Source organism: Nocardia sp. CA-290969, from assembly GCF_050936135.1.
Taxonomy (GTDB): Bacteria; Actinomycetota; Actinomycetes; order Mycobacteriales; family Mycobacteriaceae; genus Nocardia.
The window spans coordinates 2,336,778-2,353,903 of the sequence record NZ_JBNJNJ010000001.1 but is presented as its reverse complement, the minus strand read 5'-3'; the positions used below and the strand labels follow the sequence as shown (position 1 = coordinate 2,353,903).

Annotated in this window: 16 protein-coding genes; 9 read left to right on the top strand and 7 right to left on the bottom strand. The window is 67.8% G+C overall.

Features of this window, described 5'->3' with window-relative positions; all coding sequences use genetic code 11:
* Nucleotides 1-45: 45 nt before the first annotated feature.
* Genes ACQEVO_RS10975 through ACQEVO_RS10965 form a run of 3 tightly spaced genes read right to left on the bottom strand, consistent with a single transcriptional unit; the run spans nucleotide 46 to nucleotide 3,152 of the window.
* Nucleotides 46-2,217: an MMPL family transporter gene (locus tag ACQEVO_RS10975; protein WP_432911758.1), complete on the bottom strand. Its 2,172-nt coding sequence runs from the start codon at nucleotides 2,215-2,217 to the stop codon at nucleotides 46-48.
* 15 nt (nucleotides 2,218-2,232) lie between these two features.
* A complete protein-coding gene (locus ACQEVO_RS10970) occupies nucleotides 2,233-2,799 on the bottom strand; it encodes a hypothetical protein (RefSeq protein ID WP_432922552.1) in 567 nt (188 codons plus the stop codon).
* Between the two features lie 5 nt (nucleotides 2,800-2,804).
* Nucleotides 2,805-3,152, bottom strand: a complete 348-nt coding sequence (locus ACQEVO_RS10965) for a hypothetical protein (protein WP_432911755.1) — start codon at nucleotides 3,150-3,152, stop codon at nucleotides 2,805-2,807.
* Nucleotides 3,153-3,275: 123 nt separating this feature from the next.
* Between ACQEVO_RS10965 and ACQEVO_RS10960 the strand changes: the two genes are divergently transcribed.
* The 3 genes from ACQEVO_RS10960 to ACQEVO_RS10950 are packed head-to-tail and all read left to right on the top strand — an operon-like array spanning nucleotide 3,276 to nucleotide 5,688.
* Entirely contained in the window at nucleotides 3,276-4,340 is a 1,065-nt protein-coding gene (locus ACQEVO_RS10960) for a hypothetical protein (protein ID WP_432911753.1), read from the top strand.
* Nucleotides 4,340-4,606: a DUF5703 family protein gene (locus tag ACQEVO_RS10955; protein WP_432911751.1), complete on the top strand. Its 267-nt coding sequence runs from the start codon at nucleotides 4,340-4,342 to the stop codon at nucleotides 4,604-4,606. Before ACQEVO_RS10960 ends, ACQEVO_RS10955 begins: the two co-directional genes overlap by 1 nt.
* Nucleotides 4,607-4,611: 5 nt before the next feature.
* Nucleotides 4,612-5,688, top strand: coding sequence for a quinone-dependent dihydroorotate dehydrogenase (locus tag ACQEVO_RS10950; RefSeq protein WP_432922549.1), 1,077 nt, complete (start codon nucleotides 4,612-4,614; stop codon nucleotides 5,686-5,688).
* A gap of 18 nt (nucleotides 5,689-5,706) precedes the next feature.
* Here ACQEVO_RS10950 and ACQEVO_RS10945 read toward each other — a convergent pair whose 3' ends face one another.
* Nucleotides 5,707-6,087, bottom strand: a complete 381-nt coding sequence (locus tag ACQEVO_RS10945; protein ID WP_432911748.1) for a hypothetical protein — start codon at nucleotides 6,085-6,087, stop codon at nucleotides 5,707-5,709.
* A gap of 370 nt (nucleotides 6,088-6,457) precedes the next feature.
* On the opposite strand from ACQEVO_RS10945, the gene ACQEVO_RS10940 reads away from it, so the two are divergent.
* The 3 genes from ACQEVO_RS10940 (at nucleotide 6,458) to ACQEVO_RS10930 (ending at nucleotide 10,834) form a co-directional block, all read left to right on the top strand.
* On the top strand, nucleotides 6,458-7,972 hold the full coding sequence (locus ACQEVO_RS10940) for a carbohydrate kinase family protein (RefSeq protein ID WP_432911745.1): 1,515 nt from the start codon (nucleotides 6,458-6,460) through the stop codon (nucleotides 7,970-7,972).
* A gap of 219 nt (nucleotides 7,973-8,191) precedes the next feature.
* Nucleotides 8,192-8,863: a GTP cyclohydrolase II gene (locus tag ACQEVO_RS10935; protein ID WP_432911742.1), complete on the top strand. Its 672-nt coding sequence runs from the start codon at nucleotides 8,192-8,194 to the stop codon at nucleotides 8,861-8,863.
* 141 nt (nucleotides 8,864-9,004) lie between these two features.
* On the top strand, nucleotides 9,005-10,834 hold the full coding sequence (locus ACQEVO_RS10930) for an AMP-dependent synthetase/ligase (RefSeq protein ID WP_432911739.1): 1,830 nt from the start codon (nucleotides 9,005-9,007) through the stop codon (nucleotides 10,832-10,834).
* 63 nt (nucleotides 10,835-10,897) lie between these two features.
* On the opposite strand, the gene ACQEVO_RS10925 is transcribed toward ACQEVO_RS10930, so the two are convergent.
* The 3 genes from ACQEVO_RS10925 to ACQEVO_RS10915 all read right to left on the bottom strand — a co-directional run bounded on the left by ACQEVO_RS10925 (nucleotide 10,898) and on the right by ACQEVO_RS10915 (nucleotide 14,009).
* A complete protein-coding gene (locus ACQEVO_RS10925) occupies nucleotides 10,898-11,425 on the bottom strand; it encodes a YbhB/YbcL family Raf kinase inhibitor-like protein (RefSeq protein WP_432911737.1) in 528 nt (175 codons plus the stop codon).
* 22 nt (nucleotides 11,426-11,447) lie between these two features.
* The gene (locus ACQEVO_RS10920) at nucleotides 11,448-12,806 is read right to left on the bottom strand and encodes a M20/M25/M40 family metallo-hydrolase (RefSeq protein WP_432911734.1); all 1,359 of its coding nucleotides are present in this window, start codon (nucleotides 12,804-12,806) and stop codon (nucleotides 11,448-11,450) included.
* Nucleotides 12,807-13,115: 309 nt separating this feature from the next.
* Nucleotides 13,116-14,009, bottom strand: coding sequence for a helix-turn-helix domain-containing protein (locus tag ACQEVO_RS10915; protein ID WP_432911731.1), 894 nt, complete (start codon nucleotides 14,007-14,009; stop codon nucleotides 13,116-13,118).
* A gap of 692 nt (nucleotides 14,010-14,701) precedes the next feature.
* Between ACQEVO_RS10915 and ACQEVO_RS10910 the strand changes: the two genes are divergently transcribed.
* From ACQEVO_RS10910 to ACQEVO_RS10900, 3 genes are all read left to right on the top strand, one after another.
* Complete coding sequence (locus tag ACQEVO_RS10910) at nucleotides 14,702-15,160, top strand: hypothetical protein (protein ID WP_432911729.1); 459 nt, start codon at nucleotides 14,702-14,704, stop codon at nucleotides 15,158-15,160.
* Between the two features lie 65 nt (nucleotides 15,161-15,225).
* The gene (locus tag ACQEVO_RS10905) at nucleotides 15,226-16,110 is read left to right on the top strand and encodes an SAM-dependent methyltransferase (RefSeq protein ID WP_432911727.1); all 885 of its coding nucleotides are present in this window, start codon (nucleotides 15,226-15,228) and stop codon (nucleotides 16,108-16,110) included.
* Nucleotides 16,111-16,192: 82 nt separating this feature from the next.
* Nucleotides 16,193-17,065 (top strand): SAM-dependent methyltransferase, encoded by an 873-nt coding sequence (locus tag ACQEVO_RS10900; protein WP_432911725.1) that lies wholly within the window; start codon nucleotides 16,193-16,195, stop codon nucleotides 17,063-17,065.
* The last annotated feature ends 61 nt before the right edge of the window (nucleotides 17,066-17,126 follow it).

The window sequence follows — 17,126 nt, the reverse complement described above, 5'->3', positions numbered from 1 at the left end:
GCTCCCGGCCGCATCCCGACCGGCGGCCGACGCCCGCGTGGGCGCTCACCGCCGGGTTTCACCGGCCGCGGAAACCGCCGCTTCCGGCTTCGGCCGGGCAGCGCCGGTGCTGCCGGACGGTTTCGCCCGCCAGATCAGTTTCAGCACCGCGGGGGTGAGCAGCATCCGGATCACCGTGGCGTCCAGGATCAGCGCGGCGATCATCCCGTAGGCGATGTACTGCATCATCACCAGTTCCGAGAACCCGAACGCGCCCGTGACCACGATCAGGATCGCCGCCGCGGAGGTGATGACCCCGCCGGTGTGCGCGATACCGTAGCGGATCGACTCCGGCGGGTCCGCGCCGTTCGCCCGTGCTTCGGCCACCCGCGACAGCAGGAACACCTCGTAGTCGGTGGACAACCCGAACACCACGGTCACGATCAGCACCAGCACCGCGAACATCAGCGGGCCCGGTGTGAAATCGAACAGTTCCGCGCCGTGTCCCTCGACGAAGATCCAGGTGAGGATTCCGAGCGTGGCACCGAGGCTCAGCGCCGACATCGCCACCGCCTTCACCGCCAGGATCAGCGACCGGAACGCCGCGTACATCAAGGCCAGCGCCGCCGCCACCAGCAGCAACGCCAGCAGCGGCAGACCCTCCAGCAGCCCGTGGATACTGTCGCGTTCCAGCGCCGGGACACCGGCCACCATCACCCGCACCCCGTCCGGCTCCTCGATACCGCGCAGGACCGCGATCGCGGTATCCGCGGCGCGCTCGTCCACCAGACCCGCTTCCAGCACATTGATCCCGTCGCGGGTCGGCGCCGCCGGTTCGAACGGGCCGGTCAAACCGGGCGTCATACTCGCCTGCAACCGGATATCGCTCAGCTGCTGCGCGTCCGCGCCCGTCACCACGAGCCGCAGGGGTTCGGTGCGGAAACCGGGGAACAACGCGTCGAACTTCTCCTGCGCGACCCGCGCCGGGTTGTCCTGCGCCAGATACTTCTCGCTCAACCCGCCGAACTCGATATGCCGGAACGGCACCATCAACAGCAGCAGACCCAGCACCACAGGCACGATCACCGCCCACGGCCGCGCCATCGCCCACACCGCCAGCCGGGAGAAGATCCCGCGATCGATCTCGGCCTCGGTGCTCGCGCGGGCGAACCGGCGCCACTGCCACAGATCGACCCGGTGGCCCACGATCGCGAGCATCGCCGGTAGCGCGGTCACCGACAGCACCGCCGCCAGCAGCACCGAACTGATCCCGCCGTACGGCACCGACCGCAGCACGCCGTTCGGGTAGATGAACAGCGCCCCCAGACTCACCGCGATGATCGCCGCCGAGAACATCACGGTGCGCCCCGCGGTCGCCACCGTCCGCGACACGGCGTCCTCCACCGTGCGCCCCGCGGCCAACTCTTCGCGGAACCGGGTCACCGTGAACAGGCCGTAGTCGATCGCCAGGCCCAGGCTCACCAGGGTCACCACCGCGCCGGCGAAAACATTCACCTCGATATGGCCGGTGAGCAGCCGCATGATGCCCTGCGTGCCCAGGATCGTCATCCCGCCCACGAGCACCGGCAGCAGCGCCGCCACCACGCCGCCGAACACGAAGTAGAGCAGCAACGCCACCAGCGGCAGCGCGATCATCTCCGCGCGCCGGATATCGTCCTGCATCCCGGTGTTGATGCCCTCCACCACCGGTTGCAGCCCCGCCAACTGCACCGTGGTGCCACCGGGACCCGACCCCGGTTCGCCCGCGTCCAGATCACCGGTGATCGCCAGAAAGTTGTCGACCGTCGCCGAACCCTCACCGCGCAGGCCGATACTCGCGAACGCGTACGTGCGGGAATCGTCGGCGAACTGCCCCGACAGGGCACTGTCCCAATAGCTGTCGATTCGCAGCACCCGGTCCGGATGGTCGCGGAGCAGGCCGTCGAGCTGGGCGGTCACCGCCGCCCGCACCCGCGGATCGTCGACCGTCGTTCCGGCCGGCGCGGTGTACAGGGCGATCACATCGCTGTCGGTATCGCGACCGAACGTGGCGTCGGCCAGTTTCGAGGCCGCCACCGACTCACTGGACTCGTCGAACCAGCCGTCCTGGGTGAGCCGGTCCGCCAGATCCCGGCCGAACAGTCCCGACAATCCGACCAGGATCAGGGAAACCACCAGCACCGCGACCCGGTGCCGGTACACGAAACGACCCCACCGATGGGTCCCCGCCGTCAACATCTCGCCGGCCCGCTACTACCCGCAGGCCGGGGTGCGGTAATCGGCCGAACGCAGGATCCCGCACAGATCCGTCCGCGACAGCTTCCACGCACCGTCCAGATAGATGAAATGCACGACGGTGGTGCGGACCGCCGTACCCGAACCGTCCTTGTCCAGCCGCAGCGTCGCCGTCACCGTGCCGTCGTGATTGTCGAATACCGGATCGGTCACCCCGTACACCGCGCGCGGATTGTCCTGCAACGCCTTGTACATATCCGGGATCGCGTCCTCGAACGCCTCGCCGTCCTCGATCAGCGCCGTCCGCTCCGAATCGGGCAGCGCGGGATCCAGCGCCTGTTTGATCCGGGCGTCCAGTTCCGCCGCCGTCGGCAGCGACCGCGATGCCAGTGCCCGCGAAGTCGCCGCAGCGGAGGACGACAGTGCCGCCTTCGCCGACGATCGGGCCGCGGCCACCGCGTCCTCGTCCGCACCGGTCCCACATCCGGCGACCAGTACCATCGCGGCCGACGCCGCCACGGCGAAACCGACGCGCAGCGCGCGTCCCAGACGGAGAACAGGTGTGTACCGCATCACGTCCTGCATACCACTCACTGCCTACCTTCGATAACCGACCCGATACGGGCGAGCAGCGCCCGTACGGTCGGAACATTACGGCTCCCCGCCGGGGAAGCAGCGCGCGGCAGCAGATCTCGTACCGCGGCGACCACACTGCGCGCATCGTCGAGATCGATATCGGTCACCGGTGTCTCGGCCACCGCCACCACATCGTCCGGGCCGGGCACCTCCGAATCCAGATCCGCTCGGTAGATCTCCAGTTGCAGGGTCGCCCGGACCGTACGGAAAGCGAACGACCGCCCGTCTCCGGTACAGCCGAACCCGTGCGCGAACGGACCCGTCGTCACTTCCTCGGCGGAAAATCCCGGCACCTCGTGCATCGTCAACTCCTGAACTCCGCACCGTCTGATCCGTACGGTAACCCCAGCCCGCGCGACACCCGGCGCCGACACCCCCGGACCCCGCCGACAGGCGGGCACATCCGGTCGTGATCAGATAATCGCATGCAGTATCGGTCGTTTCCGGAGCCGGCGAGACGAGCGCGACACCGGCGATCGCGCGGTACCGTCGCCGTCCTGCTGCTCACCGCTGCCCTGCTGGCGGGCTGCTCCGGCGATTCCGAGACCGGTGCGGGCGACGCACCCACCCGCGAACCCGCGACACCGGCCGTATCACCGCCGGTCGGCACCACCCCGGCCGGCGACGTCTACCCGGTCCCCACTCCGCTGACGGTCCTGGCCGGTGATCCCGGCAGCGGGCTGCTCGCCGGCCTCGACCCGTCCGGCAGCACACTCACCGTTCTCGACCCCGCCACCCGGCCGCCCACCGGCCATCAGGTCCGGCTCCCGCGCCCGGCCCGTACCGTCACCGCCGGGACCCCGGGCGAATTCCTGGCCGCGGCCGACGGGATGATCCTGCGGATCGACGGGGCCGGCCGGGACGTCACCGAAATCCCGGTCGACGGCGACCTGCACAGCGTGCGCTCCCGCCCGGACGGCACCCTGATCGCCGGCACGGCCGACGGCCGGATCCTGGTCCTCGGCCGCGACGGCGAGATCAGGCGCACCGTCACCGGGCTCGCCTCCGCCGACGCGATCGCCCTCACCGGAGACACCCTCGCCGTACTGGACCGCCGCCAGACCCTGCTCACCGAGATCGAACCGGATTACGAGAACCTGGGCCTGGCGCTACGCGCCGGAACCGGCGCCGCGAACCTCGTCGAAGCCTCCTTCGACCGGGTGATCGTCACCGACCCCGACAGCGGCCAGCTACTGGTGTTCACCACCGATCCACTCGTCCTGCGGCAGCGCTACCCGGTAAGATCGTCGCCTTACGCACTCACCTACGACCGGGGTTCTGACACCGTATGGGTGACGTGCACGCAGAGCAACGAGATCGTCGGCTACGACCTGTCGACGGGAACACCGCGCGAGGTGGGCCGCTACCCCACCGTCCGGCAGCCGAACGCGGCCACCGTCGACCCGGACACCGGCGATCTCTACATCGGCTCCGCCACCGAACCAGGTCTGCAACGGATATCCGCGGACCAGCGCGAGAGAGGGCAGTGATGGCATCCACGCACCACGGCGCGGCGACGCGGACGAAACTCCCGGCCGGCTGGGAATCCACCACCGACGACTACGAGTACATCCCGCTGCGCCTGCCGCCCGACGTCACCCGGGTCACCGCCTCCATGCGACTCGCGATCCAGGCCGAATTCGGGGGCTGGGAGCTGTCCCGCGTCCGCGCCTATACCGACGGCAGCCGCCGCGTCCTGTTGCGCCGCCGCAAAACCGCGCTCAGCAGCCCGGCGGGCCACACCACGGAGCTATGAGCGTGCTGTACCGATTATTGCTGCGCCTGATGTTCCTGGTGCCGCCGGAACGGATCCATCGGCTGGTCTTCGGGGTCATTCGCGCCGCCACCGCATTCGCCCCCACCCGGGCGCTGCTGCACCGCCTGTTCGCCGTCCCGGATCCGTTGCTGCGCACCACCGTCTTCGGGGTCGATTTCCCCGCACCTCTCGGCCTGGCCGCCGGCTTCGACAAGGACGCCACCGGAGTGAACGCCTGGGGCGCACTCGGTTTCGGATTCGCCGAGGTCGGCACCGTTACCGCGGCCGCCCAGCCGGGCAATCCACAGCCGCGCCTGTTCCGGCTGCCCGCCGACCGCGCCCTGATCAACCGGATGGGTTTCAACAACCACGGCGCCGCGGCCGCGGCGTCCCGGCTGCACGGCCGGGTTCCGTCGGTGCCGATCGGCGCCAATATCGGTAAAACCAAGGTCGTCGACGCCGAACACGCCGCCGGCGACTACGCCACCAGCGCCCGGCTGCTGGGACCGCACGCCGATTTCGTGGTCGTGAACGTCAGTTCCCCCAACACACCGGGGCTGCGCGATCTGCAAGCCGTGCAGTCGCTGCGGCCCGTCCTGGCGGCGGTCCTCGACAGTGTGCGGGTACCCGTGCTGGTGAAGATCGCACCCGATCTGTCCGACGAGGACGTCGACGCGGTCGCCGACCTGGCCGTGGAGCTCGGCCTGGCCGGAATCGTCGCCACCAACACCACGATCGGCCGCGACGGCCTGCGCAGCGATCGCGCGGAGGTCGACGCCCTCGGCGCGGGCGGACTGTCGGGACCACCGGTGGCCGAACGCTCCCTGGAAGTGCTGCGACGGCTGTACGCCCGGGTCGGTGACCGGATCACCCTGATCTCGGTCGGCGGTATCGAAACCCCCGATCAGGCCTGGGAACGTATCCTCGCCGGCGCCTCCCTGCTCCAGGGCTACACCGGTTTCATCTACGGCGGACCACTGTGGACGCGGCGCATCCACCGCGGGATCGCCGCACGACTACGCGCCGGTGGATACCGCAGTGTGGCCGACGCCGTCGGCGCCGGCCACACCACCCACCACTGATCCGGACGGGCAAACGCCTCAGGCGGCGGATCCGCTGCGGATGGCGCCGGGATCATCCCGGTACGGGGCGGGCTCGGTGGCCGGTGGGTCCCGCAGGACCTGTGCCTCCATCAACCTGGCCTCGACCCGAGCGGCGAGCAGATACACGACCTGCTCCCACACCAGTCCGACCACTTCCACCCGCTCGTGCGCGCGGGCAAGTGCCGCGGTGTCGTGCACCAGCCGGGGATCGGACAGGATCTCGTCGAGTTCCATAGCGGCATAGGCCTGTTCGAACGACAGGGCCCGTTGCGGCAACCAGCTCAACAGCCACGACGATCCGTGACGGGTCTGCACACGCTCGGCGAATTCGGGGGAGATACCGCTGGTCATCAGCCAGTCGGTGATATGGATGGTCACAGCTGCCTCCTCAGGGGGCTCGGCACCGAGACCGGGCCGGTCTCCGGCCGGCACGGCATCGCTGCCGTCGGGATAAGGACGGACTGCCGGGCGCTCAGCGCGCCGTCGCGGAGAAGGCCTCCGGGTCCGTCCCGGCGCAGGCGGCGCGGCGACGTGCTGGATAACGGTGTCCGCGGAACCGGGCTGTCGTCATTGTCATCACCAGGCCCTCCCGTTCCTCTGATCGAGGTAAAACGCTGATTCAAGTGTGTCATTTGACAGTTCCGCGGGTCAATGCAAATGTCAAACGCCGTCCTGCACTATGGTTATTGCCGATAGTGACCGGGTCGAAACCCCTCGGCGACGGCGAAATACCAGAAAGGTGAGCGGTATGTCCCCCACCGACGACACCGCCATCGTCGCCATCCGCAACATCCTGACCCGGCTCTGCAAACGCTCCGGGCTCAGCCCCGACCGCCTCGCCACCACCGAAATCGATATCACCCCCCTGCTCGATCTCCCGGTCATCCGGCGCTATGCCGCCGCCCACGGCACCACCCCCACCGCCGCCGTCCTCCCCGTCGTCCGGGAACTGGCCCGCCGCCTCCCCCCGACCCACCGCGTGATCACCGACGCCGAACTCTCCCTCGGCCTGCTCCGCGAGACCGAAACCACCGATATCGACACCGCCGGCCTCTACTCGCAAGACCTCGGCGACCGGCGCCAATACCTCTCCGCACACTGGCGCCGGCTACACGAGATCGCCGACGCCGAGGCCATCCCCCCGGCCCCCACCGTGCGCTCCCTGCGCGCCACCCCCGAACGCCGCGCCTTCACCGCCCTGGCCGCGCTCCTGGTCACCGGCAACGTCTACACCGATACCCGGAGCGCCCGCGGCGGCAACCGCCACGGCAGCGGCGCCGCGAGCGGCAGCCTCACCGTCGTCGGCGACGCCGTCATCGACCACATCTACCAGGTCGACGAGATCCCCGACGCCCGCGGTTTCGCCCGCGGCCGGTTCAGCGACAATCCCGGCGGCAAAGGCCTCGACCGCGCCGTGGCCGCCGCCCGCCTGGGTCTCGACGTCCGGCTGGTCACCGCGGTCGGCGACGACGAGGCCGGGCACCGCATCCTCGACTACCTACGCGCGGAACGGGTCGACACCTCGCTGGTCAAGGTCGTACCCGACGCCGCCACCCCGATCACCGCGCTCATCGTCAGCAGAACCGGGATCGCGGGCACCATCTTCTGCGAAGACGATCGCATCCGCCTCACCGCCGCCGAACTCACCGGCCCCGCCGTCCGGACCGCGCTCACCGAAACCGACGCCGTTCTCGTCACCCTCGAACCCCCGCTCCCGGTGATCGAACAGGTCCTGTCCACCCTGCAGGCGCTCCCGCAGCGACCGACCCTGCTGCTCACCGCGGCCGAGGTCGAAACCCCGCAGATCCTCTACCGCTACCTGTCCACCGTCGACTACCTGATCGGCTCCACCCAGGAACTCGACAGCATGGTCCCCGAGATACCCGCCCAATCCGGCGCCCATATCGCCCGGCAACTGCAGATGCTCGGCACCCGCGTCGTCTGTGTCGTCGAGGATTTCGGCTGCACCGTCCGATCCGATCGGCTCGCCCTCGACATCCCGCGCTTCCAGGCCGCCGCACTCACCGACGTACCGGGCTCACGCGGCGCCTTCTCCGCCGCACTGGTGTACCGGTTGCTGTCGCGCCCCCCGGTCCCGGACGGCGACGGCGGCCCCACCCGCCGGGTCGCCGACGAACAGGATTACACCTGGGCCACGGCCGCGATGGTCGCCACGCAGTCGTTCGCCGGTGACGTACCCGGCGCCATGCCCACCGCCGACGAGGTGGACCGCATCATCCGGCTCACCTCCGAAAGGCACTGACCGATGCCCGGACCGACGGGCATCACCCCGGGCCCGTCCCGGCCGGCGGACCTCACCGACCCGCCGCGCACCGAGTGCGTATTCGTGCAGGCAGGCGTAAAGTCACCTAACGGCCCGCCCTCGCACGGGAACGATGTCCCGATCGGCGGGCCGTGCGCTGCGGAGGCACGGCCCCACCCACTTTTGCGGTATCGACACATCATCGAAGGAGTACCGACCTTGACCGCAGTCGCGGAGACCTCCGCTCGCGCCACCGGGCACCGGTTCAGCCGCAACGGCCACGAGATCCAGCTGGAGGTGTTCGCCGTCGACGGTGGGCCGTCTCTCGGGCACGTACTGGTCTTCGGGGAACCCGCGGACGGCTGCCTGGTGCGGATCCACTCGCGCTGTCTCTACGGCGAAGCACTCGGCTCCCAGGATTGCGATTGCGGGCCCGAACTCCGCAAATCCCTCGACCTCATCCAGGAAGCCGGCGCCGGGGTCTTGGTCTACCTCGAGCAGGAGGGGCGCGGCGAGGGATTGATCGCGAAGGCCCTGGGCTACCGGAAAGCCGAACACACCGGGGTCGACACGTTCACCGCGTACCGCGAGCTCGGTTTCAGCGCCGACGCACGCAGCTACGCACACGCCGCGAAAAGCCTGCGGACGCTCGGGCTCACCAAGGTCCGGTTGCTGACCAACAATCCCGACAAGGTCGAGGCCCTGCGCGCCGCCGATATCGACGTCGTCCCCGAACCGCTGCACACCCCGCCGCTCAGCGAACGCGCCGCCGCCTACCTCGAAGCCAAACGCCGCCACCGCGGGCATTGGATCCCGCCTCGCGACCCGGCAGAACCGATTCTCGCCACCGCGTGGGCCGGGGACGACGAGGTCGCAGCCACCAGCCGCTGACCCAGACAGAACAGCTCCACCATTTCCGTTCCCCGGCTACCATTGGTGATCCACGTCACTCGACCACGGGCCGCTCCCACCGGGCAGCCTGCCCGTGGGCCCAGCGAGTGCCCGGAACCCCAGCAACTCGGGAACGGACCCATGACAACAGATATCGCCTACCCGCACCCCACCGGCACCACCGTCCACACGGTGCCCGCCGCCTTTCAGCAGACCCGCACCCTCCGGCCCGACGCCGTCGCCCTGCGCACGGTCGGCGGAACCCAGGAGATCACCTGGCGCGAATACGGCGAACGGGTCCGTGTCCTCGCCGCGGGCCTCGCCGGACTCGGGCTCACGCGCGGTGACACCGTCGGCATCATGCTCACCAACCGGCCGGAATTCAACCTGCTCGACACCGCCGCACTCCACGTCGGCGCCACCCCGTTCTCCGTGTACAACACCTGCTCGGCGGAACAGATCGCGCACGTCTTCACCAATGCGGGCAACAAGATCGTCATCACCGAGCAGCAATTCCTCGGCACCATCCGCGCCGCCGGGGTCCCCATCGACCATCTCGTCGTCGTGGACGGCACCGCCGAAGGCGCCACCACCCTCGCCGACCTGGAGAACAATCCCGACCCCGAATTCGATTTCGACGCCGCCTGGCAGGCGGTCGAACCCGGCGACCTCGCCACCCTCATCTACACCTCCGGCACCACCGGCCCCTCCAAAGGCGTGGAACTGACGCACGGCAATGTGCTCGCCCAGCTCCTCGCCCTGAGCAGCGGCCCCCTCGACGTGGGCATCGACGACCGCGCCCTGTCCTACCTGCCCGCCGCCCACGTCGCCGACCGCATCTCCGGGCACGCCATCAACCTCGTCACCGGAATCCAGATCACCACGGTTCCCGACCCCCGGGAAATTGCCGCGGCCCTGCCCGATGCCCGCCCCACGATCTTCTTCGGTGTCCCGCGGGTCTGGCAGAAGATCAAAGCCGGTGTCGAAGCCAAGATCGCCGCCGAAACCGGCGCGAAGAAAACCATCGCCACCTGGGCGGTCGCCACCGGAATCGCCGCCGCGAAAGCCGATCTCGCCGGCACCGGCCGCGGACCGCTGCTGAACATCCAGCACGCGGTCGCCGAAAAGCTCCTGCTCGCGAAGCTGCGCGCTGCCCTCGGCCTCGACGAACTGCGCGTCGCCTCCTCCGGCGCGGCCCCCATCCCGCCGGAAACCCTCGAATTCTTCCTCGGGCTCGGCTTCTGTGTCTCCGAGGTCTGGGGTATGTCGGAAACCAGTGGCGTCGCCACCTACACCGAACTGGACAAACCCCGTCCCGGATCGGTCGGGCGGGCCGTGGACGGGCTCGAACTCCGCCTCGCCGACGACGGTGAGGTCCTGGTTCGCGGCCCGATCATCACCCACGGTTACCGCGGGATGCCCGACAAGACCGCCGAGGCCCTCGACGCCGACGGCTGGTTGCACACCGGCGATGTCGGCACCCTCGACCCCGACGGCTATCTGCGGATCATCGACCGCAAGAAAGAACTCATCATCAGCGAGGGCGGGAAGAACATCGCCCCGAGCAATATCGAGAACGCCGTCAAGGCTGCCTCGTCCCTCGTCGGCCAGGCGGTCGCGATCGGCGACGCCAAACCGTACATCACCGCGCTGATCATGCTCGATCCCGATATGGCCGCGATCCGCGCCAAGGAAATCGACGCCACCGACGCCGATATCGCCACCCTGGCCCGCCACCCCCGGATCGTCGACGACGTCCGCGCCGCCATCCAGGCCGGGAACGCGAAACTCTCCCGGGTCGAACAGATCAAACGGTTCACCATCGTCGACACCGTATGGGAGCCGGGCGGCGACGAGCTCACCCCGAAAATGTCGCTGAAACGAGCGCCGATCGCCGGCAAGTACGCCGAACAGATCACCGCCCTCTACGCGGAACAGGCACCCGCCACCGTTATCGACGTTCGCGGCTGAACCAGCGTCTGAAAAGTACTGTGGCCCCGGCGGAAACGCCGGGGCCACAGTACTTTTCACACGCTACTTCTGTTCGTATGTGCCCACCAGGGTGGCCCGCGCGAGCGTGTGCGAGAACAGATTGAACCCGAGGAACGCCGGGGTCGCTTCCGGCGGGACACCGAGCGATTCCACGTCCACCGCGTGCACCACGATGAAATACCGGTGCGGGCCGTGGCCGGCCGGCGGAGCCGCACCGACGTATCCGGCGAAACCACCGTCGTTGCGCAACATCACCGCCCCGGCCGGCAGCGTACCGCCCTCGCTGCCCGCACCGGCGGGGAGTTCCGTCACCGACGCCGGGATATCCGCCACCGCCCAATGCCAGAAACCGGAAGCGGTCGGCGCGTCGGGGTCGTAGACCGTCACCGCGAAACTCTTCGTCTCCGCCGGGAAGCCCGACCAGCTCAGCTGCGGGGACACATCCTTCCCACCGGCGCCGAACACACCGCTGACCTGATCGTTGGCCAGCGGCGCTCCCTCGGTCACATCCGCCGACGTCACCGTGAACGACGGCACCGACGGCAAGGCGTCATAGGGGTTGTAGGTCATGGAAACCCTCTCTCGAATCGGATCAGCTGTGCAACAGGAAGTGTTCCAGGACATCGGTGCCGAATTCGAGCGCGTCGACCGGCACGCGTTCGTCGACACCGTGGAACAGTGCCGCGAAATCCAGCTCCGGCGGCAACCGCAGCGGCGCGAACCCGAAGCACCGGATGCCCAGATCCGCGAAAGCCTTCGCATCGGTACCGCCGGACAGCATGTAGGGCACCGTACGCCCGTGCGGATCGTGCGCCAAGATCGCCGCGTTCATCGCGTCCACCAGATGGCCGTCGAAAGTCGTTTCGTAGGAATCCAGTTTGGTGACCCACTCACGCTCCACATCGGGACCGATCAGCTCGTCGACCTCCCGCTCGAACTCCGCCAGCCGCCCCGGCACCACCCGGCAATCCACGACCGCCTCCGCGGTCTGCGGGATGACGTTCGCCTTGTACCCGGCGTTCAGCATGGTCGGGTTCGCGGTATCCCGCAGGGTGGCACCGATGATCCGGGATATCGACCCCAGTTTCGCCAGCGTGCCCTCGATATCCTTGCTACCCGGGTCGAACGCGAGACCTGTCTCCTCCGATACCGCCGCCAGGAATTCCGCCACGGAATCGGACAGGACGAGCGGGAAGGTATGCGTGCCCAGTCGCGCCACCGCGGCCGCCAGAATGGTCACCGCATTGTCCTCGTGCAGGAACGAGCCGTGCCCCGCGCGGGCCTTGGCCCGCAACCGCATCCAGCCCAGCCCCTTCTCCGCCGTCTCCACCAGGTACAGCCGGCGTTCCCCGCCGTCCGGGCGCGGCACTGTCAGTGAGAAACCGCCGACCTCCCCCACTGCCTCGGTGATCCCCTCGAACAGATCCGGCCGGTTCCGCACCAGCCACTGTGACCCCCATTTGCCGCCGTTCTCCTCATCGGCGAGGAAGGCGAACACCAGATCGCGCGGCGGTACCGTGCCCTCCATCTTGAACTGGCGGGCGACGGCCAGCATCATGCCGACCATATCCTTCATATCGATCGCCCCGCGGCCCCAGACGTATCCGTCCTGGACCGCACCGGAGAACGGGTGCACACTCCAATCGGCCGCCTCGGCCGGCACCACGTCGAGATGCCCGTGTAGCAACAGCGCGCCACGACTCGAATCGGCCCCCGGCAACCGGGCGAAGATATTGCCCCGCCCGGGCGCGCCGGATTCCACGTATTCGGTGGTGTAACCGGCGTCCTCCAGTTGCCGCGCGACCCACTCGGCACACTCCCGCTCTCCCTTCGTGGTGGCCGGGTCGCCGGTGTTGGAGGTGTCGAAGCGGATCAGCGTACTGACCAGCTCCACCACCTCCGACACAGCACGAGAACGAACGGAGCCAGAGTTATCACCTGTCGCGGCCACGCACTCTTTCCTACCACCAAGGAGGTCCTGGATTCCTTTTGGTGCTGTGTCGTGAGTTTCGGGTCGGGTGTCCGACGGCGGGATCGGATGAAACATCGTTTAATGCGCATATCTATGTAGTCACATCGTTCGTCGCCGCTGTCCATTATGTATGTCGGCGAGTGAACTACCGAATCGCCTTTCGGCCGGGCAAGACCCGGGCCGATGCCCTCAGACCGGCCGGCTACGTGAAAACTGTTCCCGCGCACCGCGATCTACCGCTCCCCTATTCGGGGGCGCGCAGCCGGCGGAGCGGCATATCGGGGCGTGCTATTTCTCGGGGAGGTCGCCGAGCACCCGGCGCAGGAAGTCGCGGCTCTCACCCGGAGTGGGGGCGATGACGCTGAGCTTGTTCATCACGGTCATGTACACCTCCACCTCGTGCTTCTTCTCGAGATAGTGCGAGGTGGTCAGCTGTTCCATATAGACCATGTCGGGTAGCTCGGGCTCCGGGAAACGCAGAATGCTGAACGAACCGCCGGCGGCCGGATGCCCGCCCACCTCGTACGGCAGGACCTGGATCTTCACATTCGGACGCTCGGACACCGCGATCAGGTGTTCGATCTGCCCGCGCAGAACCGGATAACCCCCGACCGGCCGGCGCAGCGCGTTCTCGTCCACCACCGCCCACAGCGTGGGCGCCGTGGCCCGGCTGAGGATTTCCTGACGGCGCATCCGCATTCCGACCCGGCGCTCGGTGTCGTCGTCGTAACCCAGTTTGATCACCGCACGCGCATACGCTTCGGTCTGCAACAGGCCCGGGATGAACTGCGCCTCGTACGTGCGGATCGTGGTCGCGGCCTGCTCCAGCCCGATATAGGTTTCGAACCACGACGGCAGCAGATCGTTGAACGGCTGCCACCACCCCGGATCGTTGGCCTTCTTCATCAGATCCAGATAGACGGCGAGCTTCTCCGGATCGTCCACTCCGTAGAGTTTCAGCAGGTCCAGCAGGTCCCGTTCCCGGAATCTCGTGCGACCCAGCTCGAGGCGGCTGATCTTGGCGTGTGAGCCGCGAATATGTTCGCCGGCGTCCTCACGACTGATCCCGCAGGCCTCACGCAACCGGCGCAGACGGCTGCCGAGCGAGATACGCAGCACCGTGGGACCACGGTCGGCCTCCGTCTTGTCCGGGATATCGGAATCGTCCTGCTCGTTTGTCATGATCGCCTCTGGCCAGTTCGTGCTGTGCTGCATCGTACGGCGCCCGCCACCGACGAACCGCACCGGTCGGCAGGCGATCTTACTCTGTGGTAAGCCCAAATTTTCGGTAACGCGCCCGCACCGGGCGAGACCGGCATCCTCACGGCAACCCGACACCGCACACCGATCACTCGAATTCTACAGCGCCGCTTACCGGTAGCTTCTCGGTTGTTTACGCGCGGTAGCGGGTTTCCTTGCGTAAACTCCCCCACGACACGACGATCCGGCCTCGCAACCACGAAGACCTGGGGAGATGACACCGATGAGGGCACCGGAAGCAGGTGCGGGTACCACTGAAGCGGTACCGAGCATACCTTCCGCCCGCCCGGGTTGCGACAACCGACCGGCCGGTTCGCCGATGTGTCTTCCGAGCACGAGCGCGCCGAATTCCGCGGCCCCGCGGGCACCGGCTATCCGCCGACGATTCCCCGGCGACATTCCGATCGCTTTACCGGCGCGTAACAGCCTGTATGCCAACGGATTTCTCGCGAATCAAGAATCGGCCCCCGCCGGGATCGCGCCGAATCGGACCGTTAGGCTGCACGCCACCGCTCCCCCGGGAACCACCCGGACAGCCGGCTCGCCGCACCGGTAGCCGGCAGCCCGATACCGAAACACCGCACCGCACAACCGAGAACACACTGGAGGGCCGAATGTCCGACGACGTCACCACCACCGAGATTCGCAAGAAGCTCACCGAGATCCTCTCCCATTCCAGCATCGACCTCGCGACCTCCAAAGACGGCGTCAACTGGGCCACCAGCGCATTCTTCGCCAACCTCGACGAAGACCTGTTCCGGCTCACCCTGATTCTGGAGAACTCCGGCCGGACCCTGAACCAGCTCCGCGCCAACCCCAATGTGGGCGTGAAGGTGGTTCCGGGCGGTATCGCCGACCCGTTCGCGCAGGGTCTGGGCACCGTCACCCTGCGTGACGACAGCGACCGCGACGAAACATTCCAGGCCCTGCTGCGCAAAGAACCGCAGATCGAGCCCTTCTTCGCGACCCCGGTCACCGCGGTCGTCATCGATATCGACTGGTGGCGGGTCACCCATCTGGGTGGCGGCTGGCTGCCCGGCAAGGTTCTCGAACGCGGCGACGGCGGGGCCTGATCTCGGTCCGGCGCATGCGCGGTCTTAGCATCGGTGTTCGAACAACAACGTAGAGAGAGGTTTTCATGGCCGAACCGGCTCACCGGACCGGGGTTCGCGCACCCGTGGGCGTGGATACCACCCGCGCCAGCATCGCCCGGGTCTACGACTACAGCCTCGGCGGCAAGGACAACTACGACGTCGACCGGGCCGCTTTCGAACAGATCCTGCAGATCGCGCCGCACCAGGGCGATGTCTCCCGGATGAACCGGCGCTGGCTGCACCGGGTCGTCCGGTATCTCGCCGGTCCGGCCGGTGTCGATCAGTTCCTCGATATCGGCGCCGGCCTGCCGACGGTGGGCAATACCCACCAGATCGCACAGCAGGAGAACCCGGAAGCCCGCGTCGTCTACGTCGACAACGATCCGGTGTGCAACGCGCACGGGCGGGTTCTGCTGGAACAGAACGAGAACACCCATTTCGTCTCCGGTGATTTCCTCGAGGAGAACACGCTGCTCGAGAGCAAGAGCGTGATGCAGTACCTCGATCCGGACCGGCCGATCGCCGTCATCCTGTGCGGGCTGCTGCACCATCTCGACGACGACCTCGACCCGCCGGGACTCATGCGCGAGTACATCAGCCGGCTCCCCACCGGCTCGTATGTGGCCATCACCAATTTCTGGGACCCGGCCGACGAGAATCCCGAACTGCACGCGCTCGCCAAACAATTGGAGCGCGCCTTCACCGAGATGGGGCTGGGCTCGGGCTGGTACCGCACCCGGGAGGAGCAACTCCGGTACTTCGACGGATTGGAACTCATCCCGCCGGGATTCACCGAGCTCGAGGATTGGTGGCCGTCCGGGCCGTCCACGCGGAAACGGCTACCGGAGGAGCGGGTCGTCATCGGCGGGGTCGGATACAAACGCGCCGCACCGGCGCCGCGGTTGCACAGTGTCGACAGCGCCGGATAACCGACGGATCGTGCCGCGACGCTCTATGCTGTGATCTGATTCACAGCTCCAGTCTTGTTCATTCGTGCAGAGAGAGGTCGACATGGCCGAACGGGCAACCCGGGCCGGCATTCGTAAACCTGTCGGGGTCGACACCACCCGCGCCAGCATCGCCCGGGTCTACGACTACAGCCTCGGCGGCAAGGACAACTACGACGTCGACCGGGCCGCGTATGAACAGATTCTGGAAGTAGCGCCGCGGCAGGGTGATGTCTCGATCATGAACCGGCGCTGGCTGCACCGGGTGATCCGGTATCTCGCCGGCCCCGCGGGTATCGACCAGTTCCTCGATGTCGGCGCGGGGCTGCCCACGGTGGCCAATACGCACGAGATCGCCCAGCAGCAGAATCCGGACGCCCACGTCGTCTACGTCGACAACGATCCGGTGTGCAACGCGCACGGGCGGGTTCTGCTGGAACAGAACGAGAACACCCATTTCGTATCGGCGGACCTCCTGGAGGAGGGCACCCTGCTGCGCGCCGCCGATATCACCAAATTCCTCGATATGGACCGGCCCATCGGGCTCATTCTGTGCGGGTTGCTCCACCACATCGACGACCAGTTCGACCCCGCCGGACTGATGCGGGAGTACATCGAATTACTGCCTCCGGGTTCATTTCTGGCGATCAGCCACTTCCACGATCCGGGCCCCGGGGAGCCGGAACTGCACGCGCTGGCCCGCGAACTCGAACGGCGGTTCACCGAAAAGGGCCTGGGCTCGGGCTGGTACCGCACCACCGAGGAAATCCTCGAATATTTCGGCGATCTCGAACTGATCCCACCGGGACTGGTCCAGTTGGAGGAGTGGTGGCCGGCCGGCCCGCCGCTGCGGGAACGGTATCCCGAGGAGAACGTGATGGTCGGCGGGATCGCCTACAAGCCCGGCAACCGCGGCGGAGCGCCCAGCGTCGGGTGATGTACTGCCCGGCCGCTGGGCCGGATGCGTGAAAAACGCACGGCGGGAGCGGGTCCGGGAC

Excerpts from the sequence above, each read along its gene's own strand:
- ACQEVO_RS10930 (WP_432911739.1), top strand. The coding sequence starts at position 9,005 with ATGACAACAGATATCGCCTACCCGCACCCCACCGGCACCACCGTCCAC.
- ACQEVO_RS10960 (WP_432911753.1), top strand. The coding sequence starts at position 3,276 with ATGCAGTATCGGTCGTTTCCGGAGCCGGCGAGACGAGCGCGACACCGG.
- ACQEVO_RS10915 (WP_432911731.1), bottom strand. The coding sequence starts at position 14,009 with ATGACAAACGAGCAGGACGATTCCGATATCCCGGACAAGACGGAGGCC.
- ACQEVO_RS10965 (WP_432911755.1), bottom strand. The coding sequence starts at position 3,152 with ATGCACGAGGTGCCGGGATTTTCCGCCGAGGAAGTGACGACGGGTCCG.
- ACQEVO_RS10905 (WP_432911727.1), top strand. The coding sequence starts at position 15,226 with ATGGCCGAACCGGCTCACCGGACCGGGGTTCGCGCACCCGTGGGCGTG.
- ACQEVO_RS10925 (WP_432911737.1), bottom strand. The coding sequence starts at position 11,425 with ATGACCTACAACCCCTATGACGCCTTGCCGTCGGTGCCGTCGTTCACG.
- ACQEVO_RS10900 (WP_432911725.1), top strand. The coding sequence starts at position 16,193 with ATGGCCGAACGGGCAACCCGGGCCGGCATTCGTAAACCTGTCGGGGTC.
- ACQEVO_RS10975 (WP_432911758.1), bottom strand. The coding sequence starts at position 2,217 with ATGTTGACGGCGGGGACCCATCGGTGGGGTCGTTTCGTGTACCGGCAC.
- ACQEVO_RS10910 (WP_432911729.1), top strand. The coding sequence starts at position 14,702 with ATGTCCGACGACGTCACCACCACCGAGATTCGCAAGAAGCTCACCGAG.
- ACQEVO_RS10940 (WP_432911745.1), top strand. The coding sequence starts at position 6,458 with ATGTCCCCCACCGACGACACCGCCATCGTCGCCATCCGCAACATCCTG.
- ACQEVO_RS10970 (WP_432922552.1), bottom strand. The coding sequence starts at position 2,799 with ATGCAGGACGTGATGCGGTACACACCTGTTCTCCGTCTGGGACGCGCG.
- ACQEVO_RS10955 (WP_432911751.1), top strand. The coding sequence starts at position 4,340 with ATGGCATCCACGCACCACGGCGCGGCGACGCGGACGAAACTCCCGGCC.